The following is a 25,304-nucleotide window of genomic DNA, read 5'->3' as shown; positions in this document are numbered from 1 at the left end:
CTCCGACCTTGCAGCCGGAGGGCGGCTCTGTCAGCCGATCGGCAGGTGCGTGACGGTCGGCTGCCTGTCGGCGATGATCTGCGCCTTGTGCTCGCGCTCGGTGACCGGCTGGGTCACAGGCAATTGCAGCACGGTCGCACGCTGGCCTTCGACGAGCTGCGTCACCAGCACGTATTTGCCGTCGGGAAATTCGATCGCGTCGTGATGGCGGTCGGGAACGTGCGGATCGATCTTGCCGAACTTGCCCACGCGGGAATTGATGGTGCGCGTCCAGATCCAGCGATTGTCGTAGCGGACGTCGTCGGCGAAGGCGAGCTCCGTTCCCGGCAGCAGGCAAACGGCAACAGACGGATCGGCTGCGGAGGCGAAGCCGCGCGTCGAGGTGCCGCGGAAGCTTGTCGTGACGATCGTCTCGCCGACTTCGGCGGGGCGCGACGCGACGGCATGCAGGCTGTAGTCACACATCGGGTGCTCCTCATGCTGGGATAGCAACCCGCGTCTCTCAATCGAGGCGCAGGCCTCTATCAGAGTTGAAGCACGAACGCTCTGCTTGGTTGTGGGCAAATCTGCGGCTGGTTTCCGCGAGCCGCGATCACATTATCTTTCCCGAACTCAATAGGAACAAAGCTCGCTACGATGCATTTGGGAGGCGCGTACGCGAATACTGCAACGGTCGCTCGATCGCATTCGGCCCGTGCGAATTTAATCGCTGGCCGCTGTTTCCGCGAATACGCGAGCCGCGAAGCGGTGCTGTTTCCTGGGCGTCGCGAGGAGCCAGCGCCGGACGAAGGGCCGGATAGTCTGTGCAGAACCAGAAAGACTATCCAGCCGGAGCGGACGATGATCCGCTCTATCTCTGACCGGCGATAGCCGGCATGAAGTACTTCCCGTATGAAGCACTCCTGTATCAAGTACTCCCGGTATCAGTACTTCCGGTAAAGCCCGATCAGCTTGCCCTGAATCTTCACCCGGTTGGGCGGCAGGATGCGGACCTCATAGGCTGCGTTGGCGGGCTCGAGCGCGATCGAGGCGCCGCGGCGGCGGAAGCGCTTCAGCGTCGCTTCCTCGTCGTCGATCAGCGCCACCACGATGTCGCCGGTATCGGCGCTCTCGTTGCGCTGGATCAGCGCCATGTCGCCGTCGAGGATGCCGGCCTCGACCATGGAATCACCGCGCACTTCGAGCGCGTAATGTTCTCCGGAGCCGAGCATGTCAGGCGGTACGCTGATCGTATGGCTGCGGGTCTGCAACGCCTCGATCGGCGTGCCGGCCGCGATGCGGCCCATCACCGGCACCGCGACGGGACGTTCGCCCTCGTCCGCGGAAAGGCTGGAGCTCGCACGCACCTTGCCGAGATTGCCCTCGATGACGCTCGGCGTGAAGCCGCGGCGGCTGCCAGCGGCTGCCTGGAGCTCCGGCAGCTTGATGACTTCAATTGCACGGGCGCGGTTGGGCAGGCGTCGGATGAAGCCACGCTCCTCGAGCGCCGTGATCAGGCGATGGATGCCCGACTTCGAGCGCAGGTCGAGCGCATCCTTCATCTCGTCGAAGGAGGGCGGCACGCCGCTTTCCTTCAGACGTTCACTGATGAACCGCAGAAGCTCGTATTGTTTGCGCGTTAACATCTCGACCAAAGTCCCCCGGTTGATGTCGTCCGATTCCGAGACGCTGAATTCGGCAATAAGCCGCTACATGCTCGAAACAAATCATGAACGGACACTATATGTTCGATACATGTTCCGCAACTGCTTAATTTACCGTGAACGGAGCAAAGTTGGCGGAACGCGCTTGGCCGGGCGCTCAGACGGGGAGTCGCAACACTTCGCAAGCCGCGCCGGTCTCGGCCTTCGGCGCGAACGGTGCGCGCACGAGAAGTACCTGTGCTGCAGCGAGATTCGCAAGCAGCGAAGAGTCCTGATGATCGACGGGAAGAACGATGCGTGTGCCGTCGTCACGCTCGTCCAGATGCGCGCGCAGATAGTCCTCGCGCTGGTCGTTGGCGCCGATTTCGCGGCCGAGCACGGCGCGTTCACGGCGATGGTGAATCACTGAACGGCCCGACAGGGCGCGAATCAGCGGCACCATGAACAGGAAAGCGCAGACGTAGGACGACACGGGATTGCCCGGCAGGCCGATCACACCCATTGCGCCGAGCCGCCCGTGCATCATCGGCTTGCCTGGCCGCATTGCGATCTTCCAGAACGCCATTGCGATGCCTTCGTCCCGCAGTGCCTGCTGGACCAGATCGTGGTCGCCGACCGATGCGCCGCCGGTCGTGATCAGGATGTCGGCGCCGCTCTCACGGGCGCGGCGGATGCCGGCGGTGGTCGCTTCCAGCGTGTCGGCGGCAATCCCGAGGTCGATGGTCTCGGCGCCCTCGCTGCGGGCGAGCGCGTGCAGGGCGTAGCCGTTGGAATAGACGATCTGGCCGTGGCCGGGGGTGGTGCCCGGCATCACCAGCTCGTCGCCGGTGGCGAGAATGGCGACCTTCGGACGCCTGAAAACGGCAAGGTGCGGATGGTTCATCCCGGCGGCGAGCGCGAGGTCGCGCTCGGTGAGACGACTTCCCTTGCGCAGGAGCACGTCGCCCTCGCGGAAATCGACGCCGGCGGGACGGATGTGCCGTCCGGCGATCGCGGCTTCCTTGATCGTGATGCGCTTGCCGGCGGCGACCGTGTCCTCCTGGATCACGACGGCGTCCGCGCCACCGGGAACGACGCCGCCGGTGAAGATCCGCACGGCCTCGCCGGCGCCGACCGTCCCCGCGAACGGTCGGCCCGCCGCGACTTCGCCGATGACGGTGAGCTCCGAATCGATCGTCGCGGCATCGGCCGCGCGCACCGCGTAGCCGTCCATCGCCGACATCGCCTGCGGCGGCTGCGTGCGCCTAGCCGCGACGTCACGCGCGAGCACGCGATGGTAGGCCTCGTCGAGGGAAATCATTTCTTCCGGCAGCGGCTCTGCACCCGCCAGCACCGCGGCGAGCGCGTCGGAAACCGGCATCAAGGCCACGGCGAAAACTCCTGCTCGGCACGTTCGGGCGAATGTTCCGCACGTCTTCTAGCCGAGCGCGGGCGCAGAGGCAAAAACGGCTGAGCGCGCGCAGTCATCCCGCCGCTTCACATAGTTCCGGAAGGCAGGATTACGCGCGTCGTGGCATGATCCGAAGAGCCCGACAGATCGGCAGGAGACTGGTCATGGAAGGGCGAGAACGACGAGCGCCCCGGGCCTGGATCGATCAGCTCCCTGGCTGCCCGGGAGTTACGTCGGGCGCCTTGGGTCCCTGATCCTTATCGGGCAGCGGATCGGCCTGGGATTTCAGGTCGGCGGCCTTGCTCACAAGCTTGGCGGAAAGGTCCGAATCTGAAGTTGTCCTCGCGAATTCAAGAAGAAGAGAGGCCTGCTTGGTGAGGTAGGTTTTGCCCAGCACGATGATGCATCCGTCCGTAGAAGTCCCAACGGACTCTAAGAGTCCGGAAGGCGGTATTCCGTTCCGGGAACTCTGTATAAAAATGCACAAAGTGATTGGGTTCCTCAATTTTTTTCAAAATTGTTCCCGTTGGGCCGTGCCTCCAAGGGTTTCGCGACGACGCCTCGTCGTCAGATGCCCAATGCCTTCAATGCGTTCCCGACGTCACGTGGCGAGGTCACATGCACCGCCGTCAAGCCGCGCGCGCGCGCTCCCTCGATATTTTCGGCAAGATCGTCGAAGAACACGATGCGCCGGGCGGGTACACCGATCGCCCCAACGACGTGGTCGAAGGCCTCCGCATCCGGTTTGCGCAGGCCAATGCTGGACGACAAATACAGCTCGCGGAAATGGCCGAGGAGGTCGGCATATTCCCGCGAGAAATGGTCCACGTGCGGCCGGTTGGTATTGGAGAAAGCGTAGAGCGGCATCTGCTTCGCTGCCCGCGGCAGCAGCTCGGCGACGTCAGGCATTTCGCCGGCGAAGATCGCGTTCCAGCCTTCCAGGAACTGCGCGTCCGAAATGCCGATTCCGAGCGATGCTCGCAATGAGGCGAAATAATCCTCATCGCTGATCTTCCCCATCTCGTGCAACCGATAGGCTTCGCTGTCGCGCACATAGCGCGCGACGATGGATTCGGGCTGGCAGCCGGCATGTCCCGCCCAGCAGGCGATCGCCTTGGAGAAATCGATATCGAGCACGACGCGGCCGAGATCGAACAGAAGCGCATCCGCGCTGCCGGGAGAGAGCGGTGTCACCTGCATCCTTTCGCTCAGTATCGATATGGCTCGTGGTCGAACAGCGGAAACGCGCTGAACACGCTCGGCGCGTTGGTTGCGGTCGCCTGGTGCAGGCAGGATTTGTTAACCTCGGCGAACGAGGTCGCACCCAGGAGGCCGAGGCAGCGCAGCACTTCGTCCTCGAGCAGCTCCAGCATGCGGGCCACCCCGGCTTCGCCGGCCGCCGCCAGCGCCCAGCATTGCAGCCGGCCGATGCCGACGAGGTCGGCGCCCGCCGCGATCGCCTTGACGATGTCGGTGCCGCGACAGACGCCGCCATCGACCATGATCTTGGCGCGGCCGTTCACGGCCTCGACGATCTCGGGCAGCACGTGCATGGCGCCGCGACCATGATCGAGCTGACGGCCGCCGTGGTTGGAGACGTAGATCCATTCGACGCCGTGATCGATCGCGATCAGCGCGTCCTCTGGCGTCGCGATGCCCTTGAGGATCAGCGGGATCTTGAACTTGTCCTTGATCATCTTCACCGTCCGCCACTCCAGACCCTTCTGGTAATCGCCGCCGGTGGCGCGCAGGCGGCTCTCGCGAACGTATCGCTTGGCGATATCACGTTCGCGGCGGCTGTAATGAGCGGTATCGACGGTCAGGCAGAAGGCGGCATAGGCGTTCTTCTCGGCCCGGCTGACGACGTCGGCGACGAAGGCGTCGTCGCCGCGCACGTAGAGCTGGTAAAGGCGCAGCGCGTCGGGTGCAGCTTCGGCGGTCTTCTCGAGGCCGGGCTCGGACACCGAACTGAGCATGTGCGCCGCACCGAAAGTGCCGCAGGCGCGTGCCACGCTCGCGGCACCATCCGGGTCGAAGATCTCGAGCGCGCCGACGGGAGCGAGCACCACCGGCAGGCGCATCTTGCGGCCGAACTGCTCGACCGCGCCGGTGACCTTGCGGACATCGCGCAGCACGCGCGGGCGGAAGGCGATCTCGTCCAGCGCCATGCGGTTGCGACGCATCGTGGTCTCGGTCTCGGCCGCGCCGACGATATAATCCCAGGCATTCTGGTTGAGGTTGGCGCGGGCTTTCCGGATGAATTCATGCAGATTCTGGAACGGCTCGGTGCTGGCGCCGAGCTCGACGTTCCTGTCCGGTTGGATGCGGGGTGCTTCGTTCATTGTTATCCTCCCGAGAATTTGAAGCCTTCCCTCATCGCCTAACCCGTCCGGGGCGCCAAAACCATCCTAAAATGGCATGGCTGCGAGGCGTGGGCCGGCCGGCCGACCCCCGCTGCGCACGAACCGGGTCCTGCAACGTTGCCGAAAGTTTAGGTCCGGACGAAGCGATTTTTACGGTGTACCCGCCGGCGTGGCATCCCGGCCTTGAAGAAACCAGAATGGTATTGTGAGAAGCAGGCTGGATCGCCATTTGCATGGCGGCTCTCCAGCCCCACCGAACCGCGAAGCAAAAAGGCCAGCCTATCCATGCGGAAAACCCTGCTGTTTCCACTGGGCGCGCTCACCGGAGCGTGTCTGACCCTTCTGGTAGCCAGTCCGCACGGCGGCGTGTGGGCGGCACGGGCGGCAGCGAGCGCGGATGACGCCTATTCCAAGCTCAATTTGTTCGGCGAAGTGTTCGAGCGGGTGAAGGCGAGCTACGTCGAGAAGCCGGACAATGCCAAGCTGATCGAAGGCGCGATCACCGGCATGGTGACCTCGCTCGATCCGCACTCGCGCTACATGAACGACAAGGCCTGGACCGAGATGCAGGAGACCACCTCCGGCGAGTTCGGCGGGCTCGGCATCGAGGTCACGATGGAGGAGGGGCTGGTCAAGGTCGTCTCGCCGATCGACGACACGCCGGCCTCCAAGGCCGGCATCATGTCGGGCGACCTGATCAGCAAGATCGACGGCGATGCCGTGCAGGGCATGACGCTCGAGCAGGCCGTCAACAAGATGAAGGGGCCGGTCGAGACCCAGACCAAGCTCACGATCGTGCGCAAGGGGGCCGACGCCCCGCTCGACGTCGCGATCAAGCGCGAGATCATCCATGTGCGCCCCGTGCGCTTCCATGTCGAGAACGGCGATATCGGCTATATCCGCGTCACCTCGTTCAACGAGCAGACCACCGATGGCCTGAAGAAGGCGATCGCATCGATCTCCAAGGACGTTCCGCCGGAGAAGCTGGTCGGCTACGTGATGGACCTTCGCAACAATCCGGGCGGATTGCTCGACCAGGCCGTGTCGGTGTCGAGCGCGTTCCTGCAGCGTGGCGAGGTCGTCTCGACCCGCGGCCGCAATCCGGAAGAGACCCAGCGCTTCACCGCGCGTGGTGGCGACCTCACCAAGGGCAAGCCGCTGGTGGTTCTCGTCAATGGCGGCTCGGCCTCGGCCTCTGAGATCGTGGCCGGCGCGCTGCATGACCACAAGCGCGCGACGCTGATCGGCACCCGCTCGTTCGGGAAGGGCTCGGTGCAGACCATCATTCCGCTCGGCACCGGCAACGGCGCGCTGGCGCTGACCACGGCGCGCTACTACACGCCCTCGGGCCGCTCGATCCAGGCCCAGGGCATCGCGCCCGACATCGAAATCCTCCAGGACGTGCCGCCCGAGCTGAAGGGCCGGATGGACACCATGGCGGAGTCCCAGATGCGCGGCCATCTCCAGGCGGCCGATGGCACCGAGCAGACCGGGTCGCAGTCCTATGTCCCGCCGGAAGCGAAAGACGACAAGGCCCTGCATACGGCCTACGACTTCCTGCACGGCCAAACCGGAAATGCGGTCGCCGCCAAGCCGGCGCCGAAGGCTGCGGTGCCGAACTAGGCGCTCGCGACGGTAAGGTATTGATCGCCCGGGAGCGGATAGCCGTTCCCGGGCGATCTTGTTTCGGGATGCTGCGTCAGCTCGGGTTCATGGCCGCGAAGGTGGCCTCGTAGCAGCCGTCGCGCTCGGCCCAGCGGCGGGCGCGGTCGCGCTCGACCAGCACCTCGTCGCCGGGATGGACACTTTGGTCTGATCTCACCGTCAAGCTGGGCGGGCGGATCCTGGCCCTAGCTTGCCTCGCGGCGGCGGCCTTCGTTGCCATTGCGCTGGGCGAGACGGCTGCGATGAGCTGCGAACAGCTCCAGCACCTTGTCGGCGGGCTTTGCGGCGCTGAACAGATAGCCCTGCATCTCGGAGCAGCCGAGTGCGCGCAGCAGCCGCTGCTGCTCCTCGGTCTCGACGCCCTCGGCCGTGGTGGTCATGCGGCGGGCGGCCGCGAGATTGACGACGGCCTGCACGATGCTGGCGGAGCCGTCGGGGCCGGCGATGTCGTTGACGAAGCAGCGGTCGATCTTGATCTTGTCGAACGGGAAGCGGTGCAGATAGCTCAGCGAGGAGTAGCCGGTGCCGAAATCGTCCAGCGCGATGCGGACGCCGATGGCGCGGAGTTGATGCAGGATCGCAAGCGCCGTGTCGTCGTCGCGGATCAGCACCGCCTCGGTGATCTCGAGCTCGAGCCGGCTCGCCGGCAAATTGGAGGCGGCAAGCGCCGCCATGATTTTCAGCGCCAGCGTGCCGCTCTTGAACTGGACCGGCGAGACGTTGACAGCGAGGCGAATGTCGTCGGGCCAGTTCGCCGCGTCCCGGCAGGCGGTCGCCAGCACCCATTCGCCGATCTCGTTGATCAGGCCGGTGTCCTCGGCGATCGGAATGAACTCGGCCGGCGAGACCATGCCGCGTTCGGGATGGCGCCAGCGCACCAGCGCCTCGCAGCCGGTGATGCGGTCGTCCTTAAGGCTGAGGCATGGCTGGTAATAAACTTCGAGGCCGCCTTCGCGCCCGCCTTGGGCGATGGCGTGGCGCAGATCGATCTCGAGCTGCCGCCGCTCGTGGATCTTGGCGTCCATGTCCGGCTCGAAAAAGCGATAGGTGCGGCGCCCTGCCGCTTTGGCGGCGTACATCGCCATATCCGCGTTCTTCAGGATCTGGTCCAGCGCCGTTCCATGTTGCGGCGCCAGCGCGATGCCGATGCTGGCGTCAGTGGCAAGATGATGTCCCATGCAGTCGAACGGCGCGCGGATAGCCTCGAATACCCGCGCGACGAGCTCGTTGACCTGATCCAGCGATGTCACCGCGCTCTGGACGATGGCAAATTCGTCGCCGCCGAGGCGCGCCACGAAGTCCGCCGGACCCGCACACCGGCGGAGGCTCTGTGCGACCGACTTCAGGAGTTCGTCGCCGACGAGATGCCCGAGCGCGTCGTTGACGCCTTTGAATTCGTCGATGTCAATGTAGTGCACCGCGAGTTGTTCGCCGCCGGCGACTAGATCGAGTTCCTGACGCAGATGCTCGTGGAACAGGGTGCGGTTGGGCAGGTCGGTCAGCGCGTCGTAGTGAGCGAGATGGGTGATGCGCTCCTCGATACGCCGGCGCTCCGTGATGTCCTCATGCGTCGCCACCCAGCCGCCGTCCGTGAGCGGTTCGTTGACGATCTGGATCGAGCGACCGTCGGAGGTCTCGACCACCATGGAATTGCGCACATGGATGTCACGCAGGACCCGCGCGACATATTGGTCCACATCGCCGGTGAACGAGCCGGTGGCTCTGCGATGCGCGATGATATCGTGAAAGCTGCAGCCGGGTCTCACGACTTCGGCCGACAGCCCGTACATCTCGATGTAGCGCTGATTGCAGATCACGAGCTGCTGCGAGGCGTCGAACAGCAGCAGACCCTGGGTCATGTTGTTGACAGCGCGGTCGAGACGCTGCTTCTCCAGCGTCAGCCGTTCCCGCGAAAGACGATGCTGCTCCAGGAGCTTGCGTACGATCGCGATCAGCACGCCCGCGATGGCGAGCGCGGAAGAGGCGGCGACTGAGATCAGGATGCCGATCTGCTCGCGCCAGTCCGTCAGGGCCGTCGCGCGCGTCGTGGTGGCCATCATCAGGATCGGGAAGTGAGGCAGGGCGTGTGAGGAAATCAGCCGGTCCTCGCCGTCGACGGGGCTCATGAAGCGGCCGGTAAAATGGTCGAGCCCGAAAACCCGTTGATGCGCGAACGGACCGTTCTTGAAATTCCGTCCCATCAATTCGCTGGAATGGGGATAACGGGCGAGCATCGTGCCGTCCCGGTGCAGCATCGAGATCGTCGTGCTTTCGCCGAGCACGGCTGACTCGAAGAATTTTTCGAAATTTGCCGGCTCGATGCCGCGTCCGACCGCACCCATGAATTCGCCGTTCGGTGCGACGATCTTGCGCACGATCAGGATAGTCCAGGCGCCGGAGATGCGACTGTAAAGTGGCTCGATCAGGACGTCGGGAGCGTCGGGATCGTACCGGAAGGTCTGGAAATAGGCGCGATCGGCAACGTTCACGTTCGGAGCCGGCCATGCCGTCGACGAATTGATCAGATTGCCTTCGGCATCGATGATATTGACGCCGCCTATGTAGGGCAGTGCCTCGATCTTCGAGCGCAACATCCGGTGGAGGTCCTGGCCGGAGAGGCGCTTGCGATAGTCCGCCGCACTGGTGATGCCGCTCGCGCGGACGTAGTCGACGAAATCCTTCTGGATGACCGCGAAATCCTGCAATTGCTGGTCGAAATGATGGGCCAGCATCAGCACGGTGTTTTCCAGCTCGCGGCCGGAACTGCGCAGCGCACGTTCGCGGAAATTCTGCGCCATCAGCGTCGCGCCGACGGCAATCGCAGCGATCAGCAGCGTGCCGCCCACCACCAGCCAGCGGATCGGTCCGCTGCGCACGAAGGCCTGGTCAAAAAGGCGACTGCCGAATCCCGTCATCATGATCGATCGTTGTCGTGCACACGTCAGGGTCAATTCTTGACCCCGAAAACATCCGTTGGTTTACGGGAACGGAGTGGAGGCGAAGTTAGCAAGCTGGGTTAATGCGCCGTGAACAGGCGCTCACAAAAGCAATCAATATGCGATCGAGTATGGCCTGATCGCCGCCGGCATCGCGCTTGCGATCATCACCGTGGTGAACGGCCTGGGCGGCAAGCTCAATTCAAAATTCGGGTCGATCAGCGCTTCGCTGAAGTAGCAGCGGCAATCAGACGCGGTAATGTCCGGACTTGCCGCCGAGCTTCTCGACCACGTGGATGCCTTCGATGCGCACGCCGCGTTCCACCGCCTTGATCATGTCGTAGATGGTGAGGCAGGCGACCGAGACCGCGGTGAGCGCTTCCATCTCGACGCCGGTTGGGCCCGTGACCTTCACGCTGGCGCGGACGAGGCAGCCCGGCAGCGTTGCGTCGGGCTCGATCTCGACCGTCACCTTCGACAGCGCGAGCGGATGGCAGAGCGGGATCAGCTCCGAGGTACGCTTGGCGGCCATGATGCCTGCGATGCGGGCGGTGCCGAGCACGTCGCCCTTCTTGGCGTTGCCGGACACGATCAGGTCAAGCGTCGCCCTGGTCATGACGACGCGTCCTTCCGCGACCGCGAGCCGCTCGCTCGCAGGCTTGTCCGACACGTCAACCATCCGCGCCTCGCCGGAGGCGCCGATATGGGTGAGGGCAGGGCCGGTCTTGGTCTTGGTCTTGGACTCGGACTTGGCTGGTTTCGTCGCGGTCGGCTTGCGGGCCATATCAGCGCGTGCCCGTCGCGCGCGCCGTCGTCTCGCGCGCCAGCAGTGTACGCGTCGCAGCGGTAACGTCGGCTTGCCGCATCAGGCTCTCGCCGACCAGGAAGGTCGACATGCCGACGCGCTCGAGCCGGGCGAGATCGGCGGGCGTGAAGATGCCGCTCTCGCCGACCATCAGCCGATCCCGGGGGATCAGCGGCGCCAATGTTTCGCTGGTCGCAAGCGTGGTTTCGAAGGTGCGTAAATTGCGATTGTTGACGCCGATCATCGGCGAACGCAGCTTCAGCGCGCGGTCAAGCTCGGCGCGGTCGTGAATCTCGATCAGCACGTCCATGCCATAGGCGATGGCGGCATCCTCGAGCTCTTTTGCCGTGGCGTCATCGAGCGCCGCCATGATGATCAGGATGCAGTCGGCGCCGTGCGCGCGGGCCTCCGCCACCTGATAGGTCTCGAACATGAAATCCTTGCGCAGCACCGGCAGTGACGTTGCCGCGCGGGCCGCCACCATGAAGTCGAGATGGCCCTCGAACGAGGGCGTGTCCGTCAGCACCGACAGGCAGGCAGCACCGCCGGCCTCATAAGCCCTTGCGAGCAGCGGCGGATCGAAATCGGCGCGGATCAGGCCCTTTGAGGGCGAGGCCTTCTTGACCTCCGCGATCAGCGCGTAGTCGCCATCGGCGTGCTTGGCCTCGATCGCGCGGAGGAAGCCGCGCGGTGCTGCTTGCGCCTTGGCCTTCGCCTCTACCGCCGACAGCGGCTGCGCGCGCTTGGCCGCCGCGATTTCCTCGCGCTTGTAGGTTTCGATCTTGGTCAAGATGTCCGACATGTCAGGCTCAGCCGTTCGAGACCGCGATCAAATGTTTCAGCCGCGCGCTCGCCGCGCCGCTGTCGAGTGATTTTGCGCCGATCACGACGCCTTCCTTGAGGTCCTTGGCTCGCCCCGCCACGACCAATGCGGCAGCGGCGTTGATCAGCGCGACGTCACGGTAGGGGCTCGGCTTGCCGTCGAGCACGCCTTGCAAGGCGATAGCGTTGGCGTCGGCGTCGCCGCCTTTGAGTGCACCGGCCTCGCAGCGCGGCAGGCCCGCGTCCTCCGGCGTCACCTCGAAATTCCGGATCTCGCCGTTGTGGAGCGCGGAGACGAAGGTCGGGCCGGTGAGGGTGATTTCGTCGAGGCCATCGGAACCGTGCACGACCCAGGCGGATTCGGAGCCTAGGTTCTTGAGCACTTGCGCCAGCGGCTGCACCCATTGCCGGGAGAACACGCCGACCATCTGTCGCTTCACGCCCGCCGGATTGGACAAGGGGCCGAGCAGGTTGAAGATCGTGCGTGTCGCAAGCTCCACCCGGGTCGGGCCGACGTTCTTCATGGCGGGATGATGGGCGGGGGCGAACATGAAGCCGATGCCGCATTCGCGTATGCAGCGGCCGACCTGCTCCGGCCTCAGATCGATCTTCACCCCGAGCGAAGCCAGCACGTCGGCGGCGCCGGAGCGCGACGACAGTGCGCGGTTGCCGTGTTTGGCCACTGGCAGACCGGCGCCCGAAACGATGAAGGAGGCGCAGGTCGAGACATTGACCGAGCCGGAGCCGTCGCCGCCGGTGCCGACAATGTCGACGGCGTCGGTGGGCGCATCGACCGTGAGCATCTTGGAGCGCATTGCCGCGACCGCGCCGGTGATCTCGTCCACGGTCTCGCCGCGCACCCGCAGCGCCATCAGCAGGCCGCCCATTTGCGAGGGCGTGGCCTCGCCGGACATCACGGCGTCGAAGGCGGAAGCCGCTTCGTCACGCGACAGGCTGGCGCCGGTCGCCACTTTTCCAATGATCGATTTCAGGTCGTCCATCGCGTGCTTTCAACTTACTGGTTCGCGCCGGTCACCTGCGCGAAGGCGGCCTGATTAATGGTGGTCCCGATGTCGGTTTCAAGCTTGTTGACGTAGGAAGCGACCTGCTCCTCGGTCTGCGCGCGGTCGAGACTGTCCTTCAGCTTCTTGACCGCCTCGGAAGCGGCATCGACCGTGGGATCGACGATCTCGGTGACGCGGAACACGATCACCTCGGTGCCGCCGGTCACTGCCGTCTGCCCGACGCCGTCTTTGGCGACACGGAAGGCGGCTGACACGACGGTTGCGGGCACGCTGGCGGGCGAGTCGTCCCGCTTGAAGCCGGTGGCGGTCTCGACCTTGGCGCCGATCGCGGCTGCTTCGTCGGCGAGCTTGCCGCCAGATTCGAGCTTCTGCACCACCTCGGTCGCCTTGGCCTTCAGCTTGGTCGCGATCTGGTCCTGACGCCAGCGCGCCTCGACCTGGTCGCGGACCTCGTCGAGATTGCGATCGCGCGACGGCGTGATGGCAAGCACGTCATACCAGACATAGCCGCCCTTGAAAGAGATCGAGTCGTTGTCGACGCCCACATCGGTGTTGAAGGCCTGCGACACCACGTCGAGGCCCTGCGGAATGCCGGAGACCGGCTGGCCGTTCGGGGCGCGGCCGGAACGGTCGACGGCGTCGATGGTCACGGCGGTGAGGCCGAGCTTCTGTGCCGCATCGATCACGCTGGCACCGCCGCCGCGTTCGTCTTCCATCTTGTCGCGGAGATCGGCGACCTTGACGCGCGCACGCTCGGTGGCGATCTCGCGCTTGATGTCGGCGGCAACGCTGGCGTAGTTCGCCTCAGTGCCCGGCTCGATCTTTTCGACCTTCACGATCGACGTGCCGAGACGGCCCTGGATCGGCTGGCTGATTTCACCGGAGGGAAGCGCGAAAACGGCATCTCCAACCGCAGGATCGAGCGAGGATTTGGTCACGAGCCCGAGATCGACGTCGGACGCGCTCAGTCCGCGCTCCTTGCCGAGGTCCTCGAACGACGTCCCGCTGGTGAGCCGCTCGCGTGCGGCCTGCGCCTCGGCGGCGTTGGGAAATACGATTTGCTGGATCTGGCGCTTCTCCGGCGTGCCGAGCCGGTCCTTGCGCTGTTCGAACGTTTTCTTGGCATCCTCGTCCGACACCTCGCTCCACTTGCCGATCTCCTCCGGCGAGACCACGACGAACGCGATCTTGCGATATTCGGGCGCCCGGAACTGGACCTTGTGATCCTCGAAATAGGCGGCGAGCGCCTCGGGCGATGGCGCGTCGATGGTGCCTGCCTGGGCCGCGTCGAGCCTGACGAATTCAATGGCGCGCTGCTCGTTCTGGAAGCGCGTCAGCACGTCGAGCATCGCCTTCGGCGGCTCGAGGCCAGCACCGATCGTGCCGGTGATCTGCCGACGCAGCGAGACCTTTCGCTGTTCCGAGACGTAGCGCTGCTCGGTATAGCCGAAGTTGCGGATCACGGACTGGAAGCGGTTCGGATCGAAGTTGCCGCCGACGCCCTTGAAGTTCGGGTCGTTCATGATGAGCTGGCGGATCTGGTCGTCGGACTGGCCGAGCCCGAGCCGGCGCGCCTCTTCGTCGAGGGCGGCTTCCGCGATCGTCTGCTGCAGCACCTGACGGTCGAGGCCGAAGGCGCGCGCCTGTTCAGGCGACAGTGGCCGGCCGAACTGGCGGCTGATCTGCTGGAGGCGATCGGTGTAAATCTGACGGAACTCGTTCAACGAAATCTCGGTGCCGCCGACCTTGGCCACGGTGGATTGCCCGAAGCCCTTGAAGATGTCGGCAATGCCCCAAACGCCGAAGCTGATGATCAGCACGCCCATCACAACGGCCATAATGGTCTTGCCGAGCCAGTTTGATGAGGCCTTGCGCATTCCTCGAAGCATTTGGTCCAACTTGTTTGGCAGGAGGGGAACGGGAGCGCGTCTTAATGCAGATTCCGCAAAAGCGCGTCACCAAATTGATCAATCATCATAAAGTGGTGGCTTTCCCCCCGCAACCTCGGGTCTAGCAGGCTTTCGATCCCTGCGGTTAAAAGCCCCTGGTCTCTGGAACTGCCACGGGACCTCTGCTAGCGCATGCGCAAACCAAATTTTGCTGGAATTTGACATGACCGATGCCATCCGCCCCCTGATCGCCGGCAACTGGAAAATGAACGGCCTGAAGGCCTCGACTGCCGAATTCGACGCCATGCTCAATGGCGCGGCAGAGGTGGCCGGCAAAGCCGACCTGCTGGTTTGCCCGCCGGCGACGCTGATCGCTGCCTTTGCCGAGAAAGCACGCGGCAAGAAGATCGCGGTGGGGGCCCAGGATTGCCACCCCAAGGCCTCCGGCGCCCATACCGGCGATATCGCCGCCGAAATGCTGGCGGATTCGGGTGCGACCGCGATCATCGTCGGCCATTCCGAGCGCCGCGCCGACCATGGTGAGGGCGATGCTCTGATCCGGCAGAAGGCCGAGGCCGCCTGGCGCGCCGGGGTGACGGCGATCGTCTGCATCGGCGAGACGCAAGCGCAGCGCGATGCGGGCCAGACCCTGGATATCCTGCGCGGCCAGCTCAACGGCTCGCTGCCGGACGGCTCCACTGCGGCAAATCTGGTCGTGGCCTATGAGCCGGTATGGGCAATCGGCACCGGCCTGACCCCGACGTCCGGAGATGTCGAGCAGATTCATGGCTTTATCCGGGAGTTTCTGACCTCCAGGTTCAAGGCCGACGGCGCCCGGATGCGCATCCTCTATGGCGGCTCGGTCAAGCCCTCGAACGCCGCCGAGCTGATGGCCGTGAAGAACGTCAATGGCGCGCTGGTCGGCGGGGCCAGCCTGAAGGCGGTCGATTTCCTTGCGATTGCGCAGGGCTGTCCCTAGCTAACTTCAAACCTTAGAACCCGGCCGATCGGGGGTGGCAATGACCCGTCCGATCGTGTAACACCGCGCAACTTCAGGAAAACCCCGCGAAGCACGATTGGCCGCCGTCTCGGCGCTGTCGGCTTGTGACGGAAGGACACTATGCAGACCGTTGTCATCGTCATTCACCTCATGATTGTCACCGTCATGATCGGCGCCGTCCTGCTCCAGAAGTCGGAAGGCGGCGGCCTGGGCATGGGAGGTGGCGCAGGTTTCATGTCGAGCCGCGGCACCGCGAACCTTCTGACGCGGACCACCGCGATCCTGGCCGTCGGCTTCTTTCTCACCAGCCTGTTCCTGTCTTGGTATGCCGGCTACGACCGCAAGCCGTCGTCAATCATCGGCGCGCCGGCGTCGCAGACCCAGCCGGCCGGTGGTGGACCGATCGCGCCACCGACCTCGGGCGGTATCCTGGATTCGCTGAAGAAGGCCGACGAGCAGCAGCAGGCTCCGGCACCGAGCGGCCCGCAGGTCCCACGTTCGCAATAAAGCAGGGGGGCCATGCAGGGTGGCTTCTACCGTCCTGCATCAACAATCCCCATCAAGGCTCTGTCACCACTCTCAGTTCTGGCTCACCCACAGCCCCGCAGAATGTTTGGGGCGGAATACGAATCGCTTTGGCGAATCGAGTTCGAGGGATTAGAGGTTAAGCCCCATGGCGCGGTACATATTCATCACCGGCGGCGTGGTTTCTTCGCTCGGCAAGGGTCTGGCTTCAGCGGCACTCGGTGCCCTGTTGCAAGCCCGGGGCTACAAGGTCCGCCTCCGCAAGCTCGATCCCTATCTCAATCTCGATCCCGGAACGATGTCGCCGTATCAGCACGGCGAAGTGTTCGTGACCGATGACGGCGCGGAGACCGACCTCGATCTCGGTCACTATGAGCGCTTCACCGGGCGGCCGGCGACCAAGGCCGACAACATCACGACCGGGCGCATCTACCAGGACATCATCTCCAAGGAGCGGCGCGGCGATTATCTCGGCGCCACCATCCAGGTGGTTCCGCATGTCACCAACGCCATTAAGGATTTCGTCCTCGACGGCAACGACGATTACGACTTCGTGCTGGTCGAGATCGGCGGCACCGTCGGCGACATCGAGGGCCTGCCGTTCTTCGAGGCGATCCGCCAGCTCAAGAACGAGCTGCCGCGCGATCACGCCATCTACATTCATCTGACGCTGCTGCCGTATATCCCGAGCGCCGGTGAGCTGAAGACAAAGCCGACGCAGCACTCCGTCAAGGAGCTGCGCTCGATCGGCATCCAGCCGGACATCCTGCTCTGCCGTACCGATCGCGAGATCCCGAAGGAGGAACGGCGCAAGCTCGGGCTGTTCTGTAACGTGCGCGAGAGCGCCGTCATCGAGGCGCGCGACGCCGACAGCATCTACGCTGTCCCTCAGGCTTACCACGCCGCAGGCCTCGACGACGAAGTGCTTGCCGCCTTCGGCATCGGCTCGCGGATTCCACCGGAGCTGCGCAGCTGGCAGCAGATCAACGAGCGCATCCGCAATCCCGAGGGCGACGTCACCATCGCCATCGTCGGCAAATACACCGGCATGAAGGATGCGTATAAGTCGCTGATCGAGGCGCTCTCGCATGGCGGCATCGCCAACAAGGTGAAGGTCAATCTCGACTGGATCGAAAGTGAGATCTTCGAGAAGGAAGATCCCGCGCCGTTCCTCGAACACGTCAACGGCATTCTGGTGCCCGGCGGCTTCGGCCAGCGCGGCGCCGAAGGCAAGATCCGCGCGGCGCAGTTCGCGCGCGAGCGCGACGTGCCGTATTTCGGCATCTGCTTCGGCATGCAGATGGCGGTAATCGAGGCCGCGCGGAATCTCGTCGGGATCGAGGAGGCCAACTCCACCGAGTTCGGCCCGACCAAGGAGCCCCTGGTCGGCCTGATGACGGAATGGCTGCGCGGCAACGAGCTCGAGAAGCGCACCAACGCCGGCGACCTCGGCGGCACGATGCGCTTGGGTGCCTATCCCGCGGCGCTCAATCGCGGCAGCCGCGTCTCCGAGGTCTATGGCGGCGCGACCGAGATTTCCGAGCGCCACCGCCATCGCTACGAGGTCAACACCGCCTACAAGGACCGCCTCGAGCAGCACGGGCTGAAATTCTCGGGCCTGTCGCCCGACGGCGTGCTGCCGGAGATCGTCGAGTACGAGGATCACCCCTGGTTCATCGGCGTCCAGTTCCATCCCGAACTGAAGTCGCGCCCCTTCGAGCCGCATCCGCTGTTCGCGTCGTTCATTCGCGCGGCGATGGTGCAGAGCCGGTTGGTGTAATCGGCTCAGGGCGTGGCGGTGCAGTCACGCGCGAGATGCATTGGCTCCGCCGAGACCGGCGTGGACGTATTAGGCGCAAGCGACCCCGTGACAAGCTTCATCTGCGGCCGGCGCGTCAGCTTGTAGACGGCGGCCGGCGGCACGTTCAGCAGGGCACGATCCACCAGCTTTGCGCGCAAGCCCAGCCGATCGAGCACGGGCCGCGGGATCGGGCAACTCATACCGTAGGTGAACTGGTAGAAGGCGCCGCCGGGGCGGACATGACTGAACGCGCCACCGACGATCGAAACCACCTTGCGCGTCGACATGTTGAGCAGCGGCAGGCCGCTCACGACCGCGCCGACGGGCGCGCCGTCATAGAGGCGCTCAGTTGCCAGCCGCCCCGCATCCATCCACAAGACGCGCGCGTTGGGGAAACGCATCTGGAGCAGTTTCATGAAGTCGGAGCCGTATTCGACAAGCGTGAGGTCCTGCTGACGCACGCCGCGTTTGAGCAGCTTGTAGGTGAACGCGCCAGTGCCCGGTCCAAGCTCGAGGATCGGCCCCGTCGCCGCATCGATCTCGCGCGTAATCAGATCGGCGAGCGCTGCGCCTGACGGCGCGATCGCGCCGACACGGCGCGGGGCTGACATCCATGACAGGAAGAATGAGAGGAAATCGTTGGGCATGCGCACTCCGGCATCTTGGTTGCGCCTCGCAGGTCAGAGGTGAGGCGGCCGAACAATCGCTCGAGTGCATTGCGACAGCATTGCGGGCCGCATGCCGATTGCGTCAATTCTCCCGGACGGGTGGCAGTGACATCCTGAAGCACGCGCCGCCGATCGCTCCGTCCGCGACGGAGATGTGGCCGCCATGCAGGAGCACGATCTCGCGCACCATGTTGAGGCCGAGGCCGGCACCGCGATCGAGCGGTGTCAGCCGGTAGAACGGCTCGAATATCTGTTCGCGCTGATCGGCCGGAATGCCGGCGCCTTCGTCCGTGACCTCGATGCTCGCGGGCCTGCTGACACGAATGCCGATGGTGCCGCGGCGAGGGCCGTGCTGGATCGCATTCTGCACGAGGTTGGTGAGCGCGCGCTCCAGCGCCGCCGCATCGCCGATCGTTTCGACCGGCGTGCCGGGGGCGTCGAGCGCCAGCTCGTAGCCGGCGGCAATGGCCAGCGGCGCAAGATCTGCGGCCGCGCTTTGCGCGATTGCGACGAGGTCGACGCGCGTGAAGGGATGGCCGCAGCGGTCGAGCCGCTGAATGTCCAGCAATTGCTCGGCAAGCGTTGCCAGCCGCGCGGAATCCTCCAGTAACCGGGTCTTGTCCGGCCCCGCCGGAAGCGACTCCAGCCGCGTGTTCAGGATTGCGATCGGCGTGCGCAACTCGTGTGCGGCATCGGCGACGAAACGCTTGTGGCGGGCATAGCCCTGGTCTAGCCGCGCCAGCGCGTCGTTGACCGCGGTCACGAGCGGCACGACCTCCAACGGAATCCGGTCCAGCGACAGCCGCGCTCCACGTTGATGGATGTCGATGCGCCGCGCCTGGTCCGCCGTCGCATCGAGCGCCTCGAAGGCGCGCCGCACGATCATTGGCGTCGCGATGAACGTCGCCGTCCCCATGAGAAGCAGGCCGGGCAGCGCGATGCCGAGCAATGCAAGCGATGTCATGAACAACGCTTTGGCGCCGGTGAGCTTGCCTTGCGTCGCCGTGATGATTTGCACATTGCCGGCATCGGTGTCGACCCGCTTCAGCCGCGCCGGAGGCTTGCGCGGATCGTCCTCGAACAGCTGCCAACCGAGCCGGGCCTGGCTGATCTGGTCGAGGCCGCTGCCGATGGCGGCGAATTCGGCCGGCACGGCGCCTTCGCTGAGCGAATGTCCCTGCCTATCGCGGACCAGGAACCAGAGATCGGGGGTCTCGCTGCGCAATTGTTTCAGCTCGGTCGTCGACCGCAGGACCAGGTCGCCTTGCGCGTCGCGTGCGAGCGCGCGCTGGACGATTTCGATCACGCGATCTTCGTCGCGCCCGGCGAGCACGAACCCCGACACGCTCAACGCCCCGACGATGACGGCAACGAGCGCCGTGAGCAGCACTGCCTGGAGCGACAGCAGGCGCCAGCTCAGCCGCGAGCGCAGGCAATAGGGATCGTGGTGCTTGCTCATGGCAGCTTCTTCAGGAGATAGCCGACGCCACGGATGCCATGGATCTCCACGCGCGCATCGGCTTCCGAGAGTTTGCGGCGCAGGCGCGACACATGCGTATCGAGCGCATTCGACTGGATCTCGTCGTCGAAACTGTAGACGGCTTCTTCCAATGCCGAGCGCAGCACGGTTCGGCCCATGCGACGGACCAGGGCTTCCAGCACGAGGAGTTCGCGCCGTGGCAGCTCGAGCGGAGCCCCGTCGATGCTTGCCTCGCGATGGCCGAAATCGAAGGCGAGGCGGCCGGCGTGCATGATGTCGGGCTGCAGCCCGGCGGGCCGGCGCAGCACGGCGCGCAACCGCGCCAGCAATTCCTCCACCGCGAACGGTTTCGCCAGATAATCATCCGCCCCGCAGTCCAGTCCGGCGACGCGGTCGGCGAGTTCGCCGCGCGCCGTCAACACGATGATCGGCACGCCGTCGGCGCGCGCCCGCAGTTTCGGGATCAGGGTGAGACCGTCGCCATCGGGAAGCTGGCGATCGAGCAGGACGGCGGCGTGGACGTCGGCAGAAATGGCCTCTTCCGCCTCGGCGAGCGTGGGGGCGTGGTCCACGACCATGTCGTAGCGCTTCAGCGCCGACGCCAGCGCGTCGGCCATTTCGGCCTCGTCCTCGACGAGCAAAATCCGCATGATCCGCACCTCAACCTCAATCGCGCCAATCTAGCGGCCGTATCATTGCGGAAGCATTGCGGGAACCGGCTCTCGATGAAGCGGCTTGACCGGACCCCAGCCATGCGCGGAACGCCACCGGGGCCGGCAGAGCGGGCCTCAAGACACCGTCAGGGCCAGCCGATATAACCGCCGGACCTGATCAGGGAGGAACAAGAATGATCTACGAAATGCGCATCTATCGTTGCGTGCCCGGCCGCCTGCCGGCACTGCTCAAGCGATTCGAGACCGTCACGCTGAAGGTTTGGGAAAAGCACGGCATCAGGCAGGCCGGGTTTTTCACGACCCTGATCGGTGAATCCAACCAGGAGCTGACCTATTTCCTGGCCTGGGAGTCGCTCGCCGAGCGCGAGAAGAAGTGGGCCGCCTTCATGACCGATCCGGACTGGATGAAAGGGCGCGCCGAGAGCGAGGCGGACGGCCAGATCGTCGGCAACATCGTCAGCCAGATTCTGGCGCCGACCGCCTTCTCGGCGGTGAAGTAGCGGCGGCCGGCGCGAGGGCGTCGCCGAGAGCCTGGGCGCAACCCTGATATTCTGGGAGCCCAGGCCGAATGGGGTTGATCCGCCCTTCATCGCGGCTATGGTCGCGCCGAAACGAGGGATTTGCCTTGAGCTCTTCGACGTCAGCGGCGCCGGTCGTCACCATTGGCGAGGTCAAATTCGGCAATGATCTGCCGATCTCGATCATTGCCGGGCCGTGTCAGCTCGAAAGCCGCCAGCATGCGCTCGAGGTGGCCTCCGCGCTGAAGGAGATAGCCGCGCGGCTGCAGATCGGCCTCGTCTACAAGACCTCGTTCGACAAGGCCAATCGCACCAGCGCGTCGGCTGCGCGTGGACTGGGACTTGCGCAATCGCTGCCGATCTTCGCCGAAATCCGATGGTCGCTCGGCCTGCCGGTCCTGACCGACGTGCATGACGCCGCGCAGTGCGCCGAGGTGGCGCAGGCGGTGGACGTCCTGCAGATCCCGGCCTTCCTGTGTCGCCAGACCGATCTGCTGCTGGCGGCCGCCGCGACCGGCAAGGTCGTCAATGTCAAGAAGGGCCAGTTTCTCGCGCCCTGGGACATGGCCAATGTCGTGTCCAAGATCACGAGCGCGAACAATCCCAACGTGCTCGTCACTGAACGCGGAGCGTCCTTCGGCTACAACACGCTGGTCTCCGACATGCGCGCCTTGCCGATCCTGGCGCGGACCACCGGCGCACCCGTGATCTTCGACGCTACTCATTCGGTGCAACAGCCGGGCGGGAAGGGGACGTCGTCCGGAGGCGAGCGCGAATTCGTGCCTGTGCTCGCACGCGCAGCCGTCGCTGTCGGTGTTGCCGGTGTCTTCATCGAGACGCATCCCGACCCTGACAGGGCGCCGTCCGACGGACCCAACATGGTGCCGCTGCGTGAGTTCGAGGCTCTGATCCGAAAGCTGATGGCGTTCGACGCGCTCGCCAAAGATTCGGCCAAAGCCGATCCGCGCTGATGCAGCAAGGCGCAGCGCGGCCGCACGATCACGGCCTGCCGGCCGCGCTTTACGTCATCTCCGGTGCAAGCTTTGCCGCGGCGCTCTCGGCGCGCGCGCTCGATCCTGTGCTGCCGCACGTCGCCGAGGACTTTGGCGTCAGCATCGCGACCGCTGCAGGCTTTGCCGCGGTGTTCGCCTTCACCTTCTCGATCATCCAGCCGATCGTCGGCGCCGCCGCCGATCTGTTCGGCAAGACGCGGCTGATGATCGGCTGCCTCGCGCTGCTCGGCCTTGCCAACATCCTCGGCTCGCTCTCGACCTCGTTCTCGGTTCTGTTCGCGACCCGTATCCTCGCCGGCATCGGCTCCGGCGGCGTGTTTCCGGTGGCGCTCAGCCTGACCAGTGATCTCGTCGGTCCGGAGAAGCGCCAAGTTGCGATCAGCCGCACGCTCGCCGGCGCGATGACGGGCAATCTGCTCGGCGCCTCGGCCTCCGGCCTGATCGGCGATTTCCTCGGCTGGCGCGGCGTGCTGGCGGTGCTCGGCGTGCTCGTGATCGTTGCGTCGATCGCGGTCGCCGCCGGTTTTCGTGGCGCCAAGGTCAAGCATCCGCCGAAGACGAGCCTGTCGGCGCTGAAGGCGGGCTATCGCACCATCTTCACAAACCCGAACGCCTATGTCTGTTATGCGGCGGTGTTCATCGAAGGCTGCTGCGTGCTCGGCCTGTTTCCCTACATCGCTTCGTTCCTGTTCGAGCTCGGTCAGACCTCGCTCTCGATCGCGGGCGTCGTCATCGCGGGCTTTGCGGTCGGCGGCTTGTTCTACACGCTGACCGTGTCGCGCCTGCTGCCATGGCTGGGAATGAAGCGAATGATGATCGCGGGGATGACGCTGGTGGCCTCGCAACTGGTTGTCGTCGCCTTCGGCCTGCGCTGGGAAGTGCAGGCACTCAATCTCATTGTGATGGGGTGGGGCTTCTACATCGCCCATGGCTGCCTTCAGATGTTTGCCAGCGAGCTCTCGGTCGAAGCACGCGCGACCGCGCTGTCGCTGCATTCGTTCTTCTTCTTCATGGGGCAGACGGTCGGGCCACTCGCCTATGGCCTTGGCCTCCAGCATGGCGGCAAGATGCCGACCCTGTTCGCGAGCGCCGCGATCATGGTCGCGCTCGGTTTCGTGTGTGCCCGGCTGTTGAAGCAGCGGGCGCCATCGGACGCGCGCTGAGGCCTGGACACGAGAGAGAGAGCTCAGCCCCGCCCGCGATAGGGCGCGACGCCCTGTTCCGGCACCCACAATCCCTTCGGCGCGCGGCCGGTCTGCCAGAACACGTCGATCGGGATGCCGCCGCGCGGATACCAGTAGCCGCCGATGCGCAAGAACTTCGGCTTGATCTCGCTCGCGATGCGCTTGCCGATCATTACGGTGCAGTCCTCGTGGAAGGCGCCGTGATTGCGGAAGCTCGCGATGTAGAGTTTCAGCGACTTCGACTCCAGCAGCCATTGGCCGGGCGCGTAGTCGATCATCAGATGTGCGAAATCCGGCTGTCCCGTGACCGGGCAGAGCGAGGTGAATTCCGGCACGGTGAAACGGACCAGATAATCGGTGCCTCCTTGCGGATTGGGCACGCGGTCGAGTTTCGCCTTCTCGGGCGTATCCGGCCATTCGACGGCGCGGCCAAGCTGCAAAGCAGGGGAGTTGTTCGATTTGCTGGGTTTTTTCGACATCAGGCCGCCTCCGTAGCGGCCCTCTTAGCCAATCGCGACGCGGCCGTCACCCGGCCTTTTCCACTTCGACGCATTGCGGTAGAAGCACCGCCAACTGCCCCCTTTGGTCCCCGAAAAGAGGCTCTCATGACCGCCATCATCGACATCATCGGCCGCGAAATTCTCGATAGCCGTGGCAATCCCACCGTCGAGGTCGACGTCGTGCTGGAAGATGGCGCGCTTGGCCGTGCTGCCGTGCCGTCTGGCGCCTCCACCGGCGCCCATGAGGCGGTGGAACTGCGCGACGGCGACAAGGCCCGTTATCTCGGCAAGGGCGTCACCAAGGCGGTCGGCGCCGTCAACGGCGAGATCTTCGAGGCGCTGAGCGGCCTCGATGTCGAGCAGCAGGCCCAGCTCGACCAGATCATGATCGACCTCGACGGCACGCCGAACAAGAGCCGGCTGGGCGCAAATGCCATCCTCGGCGTGTCGCTCGCCTGCGCCAAGGCGGCCGCGAACTCGCTCGACATGCCGCTCTACCGTTACGTCGGCGGCACCTCGGCGCGGCTGCTGCCGGTGCCGATGATGAACATCATCAATGGCGGCATGCACGCCGACAATCCGATCGACTTCCAGGAGTTCATGATCCTTCCCGTGGGCGCATCCTCCTTCGCCGAGGGCCTGCGCTATGGCGCGGAGGTGTTCCACACCCTGAAGTCCGAATTGAAGAAGGCCGGCCACAACACCAATGTCGGCGACGAGGGCGGCTTTGCCCCGAACCTGCCGTCGGCGGACGCCGCGCTCGAATTCGTCATGAACGCGATCGGCAAGGCCGGCTACAAGGCGGGCTCCGACATTGTCATCGGCCTCGACTGCGCCTCGACCGAGTTCTTCAAGGACGGCAAGTACGTCTACGAAGGCGAGGGCAAGACCCGCTCGATCTCCGAGCAGGCCAAGTATCTTGCTGATCTCGTCTCGCGCTATCCGATCGTGACCATCGAGGACGGCATGTCGGAAGACGACATGGACGGCTGGAAGGAGCTGACCGACCTTGTCGGCAAGAAGTGCCAGCTCGTCGGCGACGATCTCTTCGTCACTAACGTCAAGCGCCTCGCCGAAGGCATCAAGGCCGGACGGGCCAACTCGATCCTGATCAAGGTCAACCAGATCGGCACGCTGACCGAGACGCTCGCCGCCGTCGAGATGGCGCACAAGGCCGGCTACACCTCGGTGATGTCGCACCGCTCCGGCGAGACCGAGGATTCCACCATCGCCGACCTCGCGGTCGCCACCAATTGCGGACAGATCAAGACCGGCTCCCTTGCACGCTCCGATCGCACCGCCAAATACAACCAGCTCCTGCGCATCGAGCAGCAGCTCGGCAAGCAGGCGCTCTACGGCGGCAAGGCGGCACTGAAGGCGCTGGCATAAGCCAGCGCTTGGAC

General features: G+C 64.9%; 25 protein-coding genes. 9 read left to right on the top strand and 16 right to left on the bottom strand.

Annotated features, from left to right (window positions below; genetic code table 11):
• Positions 1 to 30 precede the first annotated feature (30 nt).
• The 6 genes from BRA1417_RS0125095 to BRA1417_RS0125070 form a co-directional block, all read right to left on the bottom strand.
• Positions 31 to 465, bottom strand: coding sequence for a hypothetical protein (locus tag BRA1417_RS0125095; RefSeq protein ID WP_027518171.1), 435 nt, complete (start codon positions 463 to 465; stop codon positions 31 to 33).
• Between the two features lie 458 nt (positions 466 to 923).
• A complete protein-coding gene (lexA, locus tag BRA1417_RS0125090) occupies positions 924 to 1,625 on the bottom strand; it encodes a transcriptional repressor LexA (RefSeq protein ID WP_027518170.1) in 702 nt (233 codons plus the stop codon).
• A gap of 175 nt (positions 1,626 to 1,800) precedes the next feature.
• A complete protein-coding gene (gene glp, locus BRA1417_RS0125085; protein ID WP_027518169.1) occupies positions 1,801 to 3,012 on the bottom strand; it encodes a gephyrin-like molybdotransferase Glp in 1,212 nt (403 codons plus the stop codon).
• Between the two features lie 226 nt (positions 3,013 to 3,238).
• Positions 3,239 to 3,430, bottom strand: coding sequence for a hypothetical protein (locus BRA1417_RS0125080; protein WP_027518168.1), 192 nt, complete (start codon positions 3,428 to 3,430; stop codon positions 3,239 to 3,241).
• A 170-nt stretch (positions 3,431 to 3,600) separates the two neighbouring features.
• Positions 3,601 to 4,233, bottom strand: coding sequence for an HAD family phosphatase (locus tag BRA1417_RS0125075; RefSeq protein WP_027518167.1), 633 nt, complete (start codon positions 4,231 to 4,233; stop codon positions 3,601 to 3,603).
• An 8-nt stretch (positions 4,234 to 4,241) separates the two neighbouring features.
• Positions 4,242 to 5,375, bottom strand: coding sequence for an alpha-hydroxy acid oxidase (locus tag BRA1417_RS0125070; RefSeq protein ID WP_027518166.1), 1,134 nt, complete (start codon positions 5,373 to 5,375; stop codon positions 4,242 to 4,244).
• 306 nt (positions 5,376 to 5,681) lie between these two features.
• Here BRA1417_RS0125070 and BRA1417_RS0125065 point away from each other — a divergent pair, with 306 nt between their 5' ends.
• Positions 5,682 to 7,019, top strand: coding sequence for a S41 family peptidase (locus BRA1417_RS0125065; RefSeq protein WP_027518165.1), 1,338 nt, complete (start codon positions 5,682 to 5,684; stop codon positions 7,017 to 7,019).
• A gap of 76 nt (positions 7,020 to 7,095) precedes the next feature.
• On the opposite strand, the gene BRA1417_RS46050 is transcribed toward BRA1417_RS0125065, so the two are convergent.
• Together BRA1417_RS46050 and BRA1417_RS0125055 are read right to left on the bottom strand one after the other, a co-directional pair.
• Positions 7,096 to 7,218, bottom strand: a complete 123-nt coding sequence (locus BRA1417_RS46050; RefSeq protein WP_256379193.1) for a hypothetical protein — start codon at positions 7,216 to 7,218, stop codon at positions 7,096 to 7,098.
• Positions 7,219 to 7,246: 28 nt separating this feature from the next.
• Positions 7,247 to 9,979, bottom strand: a complete 2,733-nt coding sequence (locus BRA1417_RS0125055; RefSeq protein ID WP_027518164.1) for an EAL domain-containing protein — start codon at positions 9,977 to 9,979, stop codon at positions 7,247 to 7,249.
• A gap of 142 nt (positions 9,980 to 10,121) precedes the next feature.
• Here BRA1417_RS0125055 and BRA1417_RS43000 point away from each other — a divergent pair, with 142 nt between their 5' ends.
• Complete coding sequence (locus tag BRA1417_RS43000; protein ID WP_084462509.1) at positions 10,122 to 10,235, top strand: Flp family type IVb pilin; 114 nt, start codon at positions 10,122 to 10,124, stop codon at positions 10,233 to 10,235.
• Between the two features lie 9 nt (positions 10,236 to 10,244).
• On the opposite strand, the gene moaC is transcribed toward BRA1417_RS43000, so the two are convergent.
• The 4 genes from moaC to BRA1417_RS0125035 are packed head-to-tail and all read right to left on the bottom strand — an operon-like array spanning position 10,245 to position 14,538.
• Positions 10,245 to 10,781 carry a cyclic pyranopterin monophosphate synthase MoaC gene (moaC, locus tag BRA1417_RS0125050; RefSeq protein ID WP_027518163.1) on the bottom strand — a complete coding sequence of 179 codons (537 nt, stop codon included), beginning with the start codon at positions 10,779 to 10,781 and terminating at the stop codon, positions 10,245 to 10,247.
• 1 nt (position 10,782) lies between these two features.
• Positions 10,783 to 11,604: an indole-3-glycerol phosphate synthase TrpC gene (trpC, locus tag BRA1417_RS0125045; RefSeq protein WP_027518162.1), complete on the bottom strand. Its 822-nt coding sequence runs from the start codon at positions 11,602 to 11,604 to the stop codon at positions 10,783 to 10,785.
• Between the two features lie 7 nt (positions 11,605 to 11,611).
• The gene (trpD, locus tag BRA1417_RS0125040; protein ID WP_027518161.1) at positions 11,612 to 12,625 is read right to left on the bottom strand and encodes an anthranilate phosphoribosyltransferase; all 1,014 of its coding nucleotides are present in this window, start codon (positions 12,623 to 12,625) and stop codon (positions 11,612 to 11,614) included.
• A gap of 14 nt (positions 12,626 to 12,639) precedes the next feature.
• A complete protein-coding gene (locus BRA1417_RS0125035; protein WP_027518160.1) occupies positions 12,640 to 14,538 on the bottom strand; it encodes a peptidylprolyl isomerase in 1,899 nt (632 codons plus the stop codon).
• 223 nt (positions 14,539 to 14,761) lie between these two features.
• Between BRA1417_RS0125035 and tpiA the strand changes: the two genes are divergently transcribed.
• The 3 genes from tpiA to BRA1417_RS0125020 all read left to right on the top strand — a co-directional run bounded on the left by tpiA (position 14,762) and on the right by BRA1417_RS0125020 (position 17,843).
• A complete protein-coding gene (gene tpiA, locus BRA1417_RS0125030; protein ID WP_027518159.1) occupies positions 14,762 to 15,517 on the top strand; it encodes a triose-phosphate isomerase in 756 nt (251 codons plus the stop codon).
• 141 nt (positions 15,518 to 15,658) lie between these two features.
• Positions 15,659 to 16,045 carry a preprotein translocase subunit SecG gene (gene secG / locus BRA1417_RS0125025; protein ID WP_007590603.1) on the top strand — a complete coding sequence of 129 codons (387 nt, stop codon included), beginning with the start codon at positions 15,659 to 15,661 and terminating at the stop codon, positions 16,043 to 16,045.
• 166 nt (positions 16,046 to 16,211) lie between these two features.
• Positions 16,212 to 17,843, top strand: coding sequence for a CTP synthase (locus BRA1417_RS0125020; RefSeq protein WP_027518158.1), 1,632 nt, complete (start codon positions 16,212 to 16,214; stop codon positions 17,841 to 17,843).
• Positions 17,844 to 17,848: 5 nt separating this feature from the next.
• Here the strand turns inward: BRA1417_RS0125020 and BRA1417_RS0125015 are convergent, their stop codons facing one another.
• From BRA1417_RS0125015 to BRA1417_RS0125005, 3 genes are all read right to left on the bottom strand, one after another.
• On the bottom strand, positions 17,849 to 18,511 hold the full coding sequence (locus BRA1417_RS0125015) for a class I SAM-dependent methyltransferase (protein WP_035968783.1): 663 nt from the start codon (positions 18,509 to 18,511) through the stop codon (positions 17,849 to 17,851).
• A 103-nt stretch (positions 18,512 to 18,614) separates the two neighbouring features.
• Positions 18,615 to 19,991, bottom strand: a complete 1,377-nt coding sequence (locus tag BRA1417_RS0125010; RefSeq protein WP_027518156.1) for a HAMP domain-containing sensor histidine kinase — start codon at positions 19,989 to 19,991, stop codon at positions 18,615 to 18,617.
• The gene (locus tag BRA1417_RS0125005) at positions 19,988 to 20,662 is read right to left on the bottom strand and encodes a response regulator transcription factor (RefSeq protein WP_027518155.1); all 675 of its coding nucleotides are present in this window, start codon (positions 20,660 to 20,662) and stop codon (positions 19,988 to 19,990) included. Before BRA1417_RS0125005 ends, BRA1417_RS0125010 begins: the two co-directional genes overlap by 4 nt.
• A 197-nt stretch (positions 20,663 to 20,859) precedes the next feature.
• On the opposite strand from BRA1417_RS0125005, the gene BRA1417_RS0125000 reads away from it, so the two are divergent.
• The 3 genes from BRA1417_RS0125000 (at position 20,860) to BRA1417_RS0124990 (ending at position 23,380) form a co-directional block, all read left to right on the top strand.
• On the top strand, positions 20,860 to 21,186 hold the full coding sequence (locus BRA1417_RS0125000) for an NIPSNAP family protein (RefSeq protein ID WP_007590607.1): 327 nt from the start codon (positions 20,860 to 20,862) through the stop codon (positions 21,184 to 21,186).
• 125 nt (positions 21,187 to 21,311) lie between these two features.
• A complete protein-coding gene (gene kdsA, locus BRA1417_RS0124995; RefSeq protein ID WP_027518154.1) occupies positions 21,312 to 22,175 on the top strand; it encodes a 3-deoxy-8-phosphooctulonate synthase in 864 nt (287 codons plus the stop codon).
• A complete protein-coding gene (locus BRA1417_RS0124990) occupies positions 22,175 to 23,380 on the top strand; it encodes an MFS transporter (RefSeq protein ID WP_027518153.1) in 1,206 nt (401 codons plus the stop codon). Before kdsA ends, BRA1417_RS0124990 begins: the two co-directional genes overlap by 1 nt.
• A gap of 23 nt (positions 23,381 to 23,403) precedes the next feature.
• On the opposite strand, the gene queF is transcribed toward BRA1417_RS0124990, so the two are convergent.
• Complete coding sequence (queF, locus tag BRA1417_RS0124985; RefSeq protein ID WP_027518152.1) at positions 23,404 to 23,880, bottom strand: preQ(1) synthase; 477 nt, start codon at positions 23,878 to 23,880, stop codon at positions 23,404 to 23,406.
• Between the two features lie 126 nt (positions 23,881 to 24,006).
• Between queF and eno the strand changes: the two genes are divergently transcribed.
• A complete protein-coding gene (eno, locus tag BRA1417_RS0124980) occupies positions 24,007 to 25,290 on the top strand; it encodes a phosphopyruvate hydratase (protein WP_007590612.1) in 1,284 nt (427 codons plus the stop codon).
• Positions 25,291 to 25,304 lie beyond the last annotated feature (14 nt).

The organism is Bradyrhizobium sp. WSM1417, from assembly GCF_000515415.1.
Lineage (GTDB): Bacteria > Pseudomonadota > Alphaproteobacteria > Rhizobiales > Xanthobacteraceae > Bradyrhizobium.
This window is presented reverse-complemented; position numbering and strand designations above follow the sequence as displayed.

Coding starts and splice junctions, on each gene's coding strand:
- BRA1417_RS0125095 (WP_027518171.1), bottom strand. CDS start 465: ATGTGTGACTACAGCCTGCATGCCGTCGCGTCGCGCCCCGCCGAAGTC.
- lexA (WP_027518170.1), bottom strand. CDS start 1,625: ATGTTAACGCGCAAACAATACGAGCTTCTGCGGTTCATCAGTGAACGT.
- BRA1417_RS0125075 (WP_027518167.1), bottom strand. CDS start 4,233: ATGCAGGTGACACCGCTCTCTCCCGGCAGCGCGGATGCGCTTCTGTTC.
- BRA1417_RS0125070 (WP_027518166.1), bottom strand. CDS start 5,375: ATGAACGAAGCACCCCGCATCCAACCGGACAGGAACGTCGAGCTCGGC.
- BRA1417_RS0125065 (WP_027518165.1), top strand. CDS start 5,682: ATGCGGAAAACCCTGCTGTTTCCACTGGGCGCGCTCACCGGAGCGTGT.
- BRA1417_RS0125055 (WP_027518164.1), bottom strand. CDS start 9,979: ATGATGACGGGATTCGGCAGTCGCCTTTTTGACCAGGCCTTCGTGCGC.
- moaC (WP_027518163.1), bottom strand. CDS start 10,781: ATGGCCCGCAAGCCGACCGCGACGAAACCAGCCAAGTCCGAGTCCAAG.
- trpC (WP_027518162.1), bottom strand. CDS start 11,604: ATGTCGGACATCTTGACCAAGATCGAAACCTACAAGCGCGAGGAAATC.
- trpD (WP_027518161.1), bottom strand. CDS start 12,625: ATGGACGACCTGAAATCGATCATTGGAAAAGTGGCGACCGGCGCCAGC.
- BRA1417_RS0125035 (WP_027518160.1), bottom strand. CDS start 14,538: ATGCTTCGAGGAATGCGCAAGGCCTCATCAAACTGGCTCGGCAAGACC.
- tpiA (WP_027518159.1), top strand. CDS start 14,762: ATGACCGATGCCATCCGCCCCCTGATCGCCGGCAACTGGAAAATGAAC.
- secG (WP_007590603.1), top strand. CDS start 15,659: ATGCAGACCGTTGTCATCGTCATTCACCTCATGATTGTCACCGTCATG.
- BRA1417_RS0125020 (WP_027518158.1), top strand. CDS start 16,212: ATGGCGCGGTACATATTCATCACCGGCGGCGTGGTTTCTTCGCTCGGC.
- BRA1417_RS0125015 (WP_035968783.1), bottom strand. CDS start 18,511: ATGCCCAACGATTTCCTCTCATTCTTCCTGTCATGGATGTCAGCCCCG.
- BRA1417_RS0125010 (WP_027518156.1), bottom strand. CDS start 19,991: ATGAGCAAGCACCACGATCCCTATTGCCTGCGCTCGCGGCTGAGCTGG.
- BRA1417_RS0125005 (WP_027518155.1), bottom strand. CDS start 20,662: ATGCGGATTTTGCTCGTCGAGGACGAGGCCGAAATGGCCGACGCGCTG.
- BRA1417_RS0125000 (WP_007590607.1), top strand. CDS start 20,860: ATGATCTACGAAATGCGCATCTATCGTTGCGTGCCCGGCCGCCTGCCG.
- BRA1417_RS0124990 (WP_027518153.1), top strand. CDS start 22,175: ATGCAGCAAGGCGCAGCGCGGCCGCACGATCACGGCCTGCCGGCCGCG.
- queF (WP_027518152.1), bottom strand. CDS start 23,880: ATGTCGAAAAAACCCAGCAAATCGAACAACTCCCCTGCTTTGCAGCTT.
- eno (WP_007590612.1), top strand. CDS start 24,007: ATGACCGCCATCATCGACATCATCGGCCGCGAAATTCTCGATAGCCGT.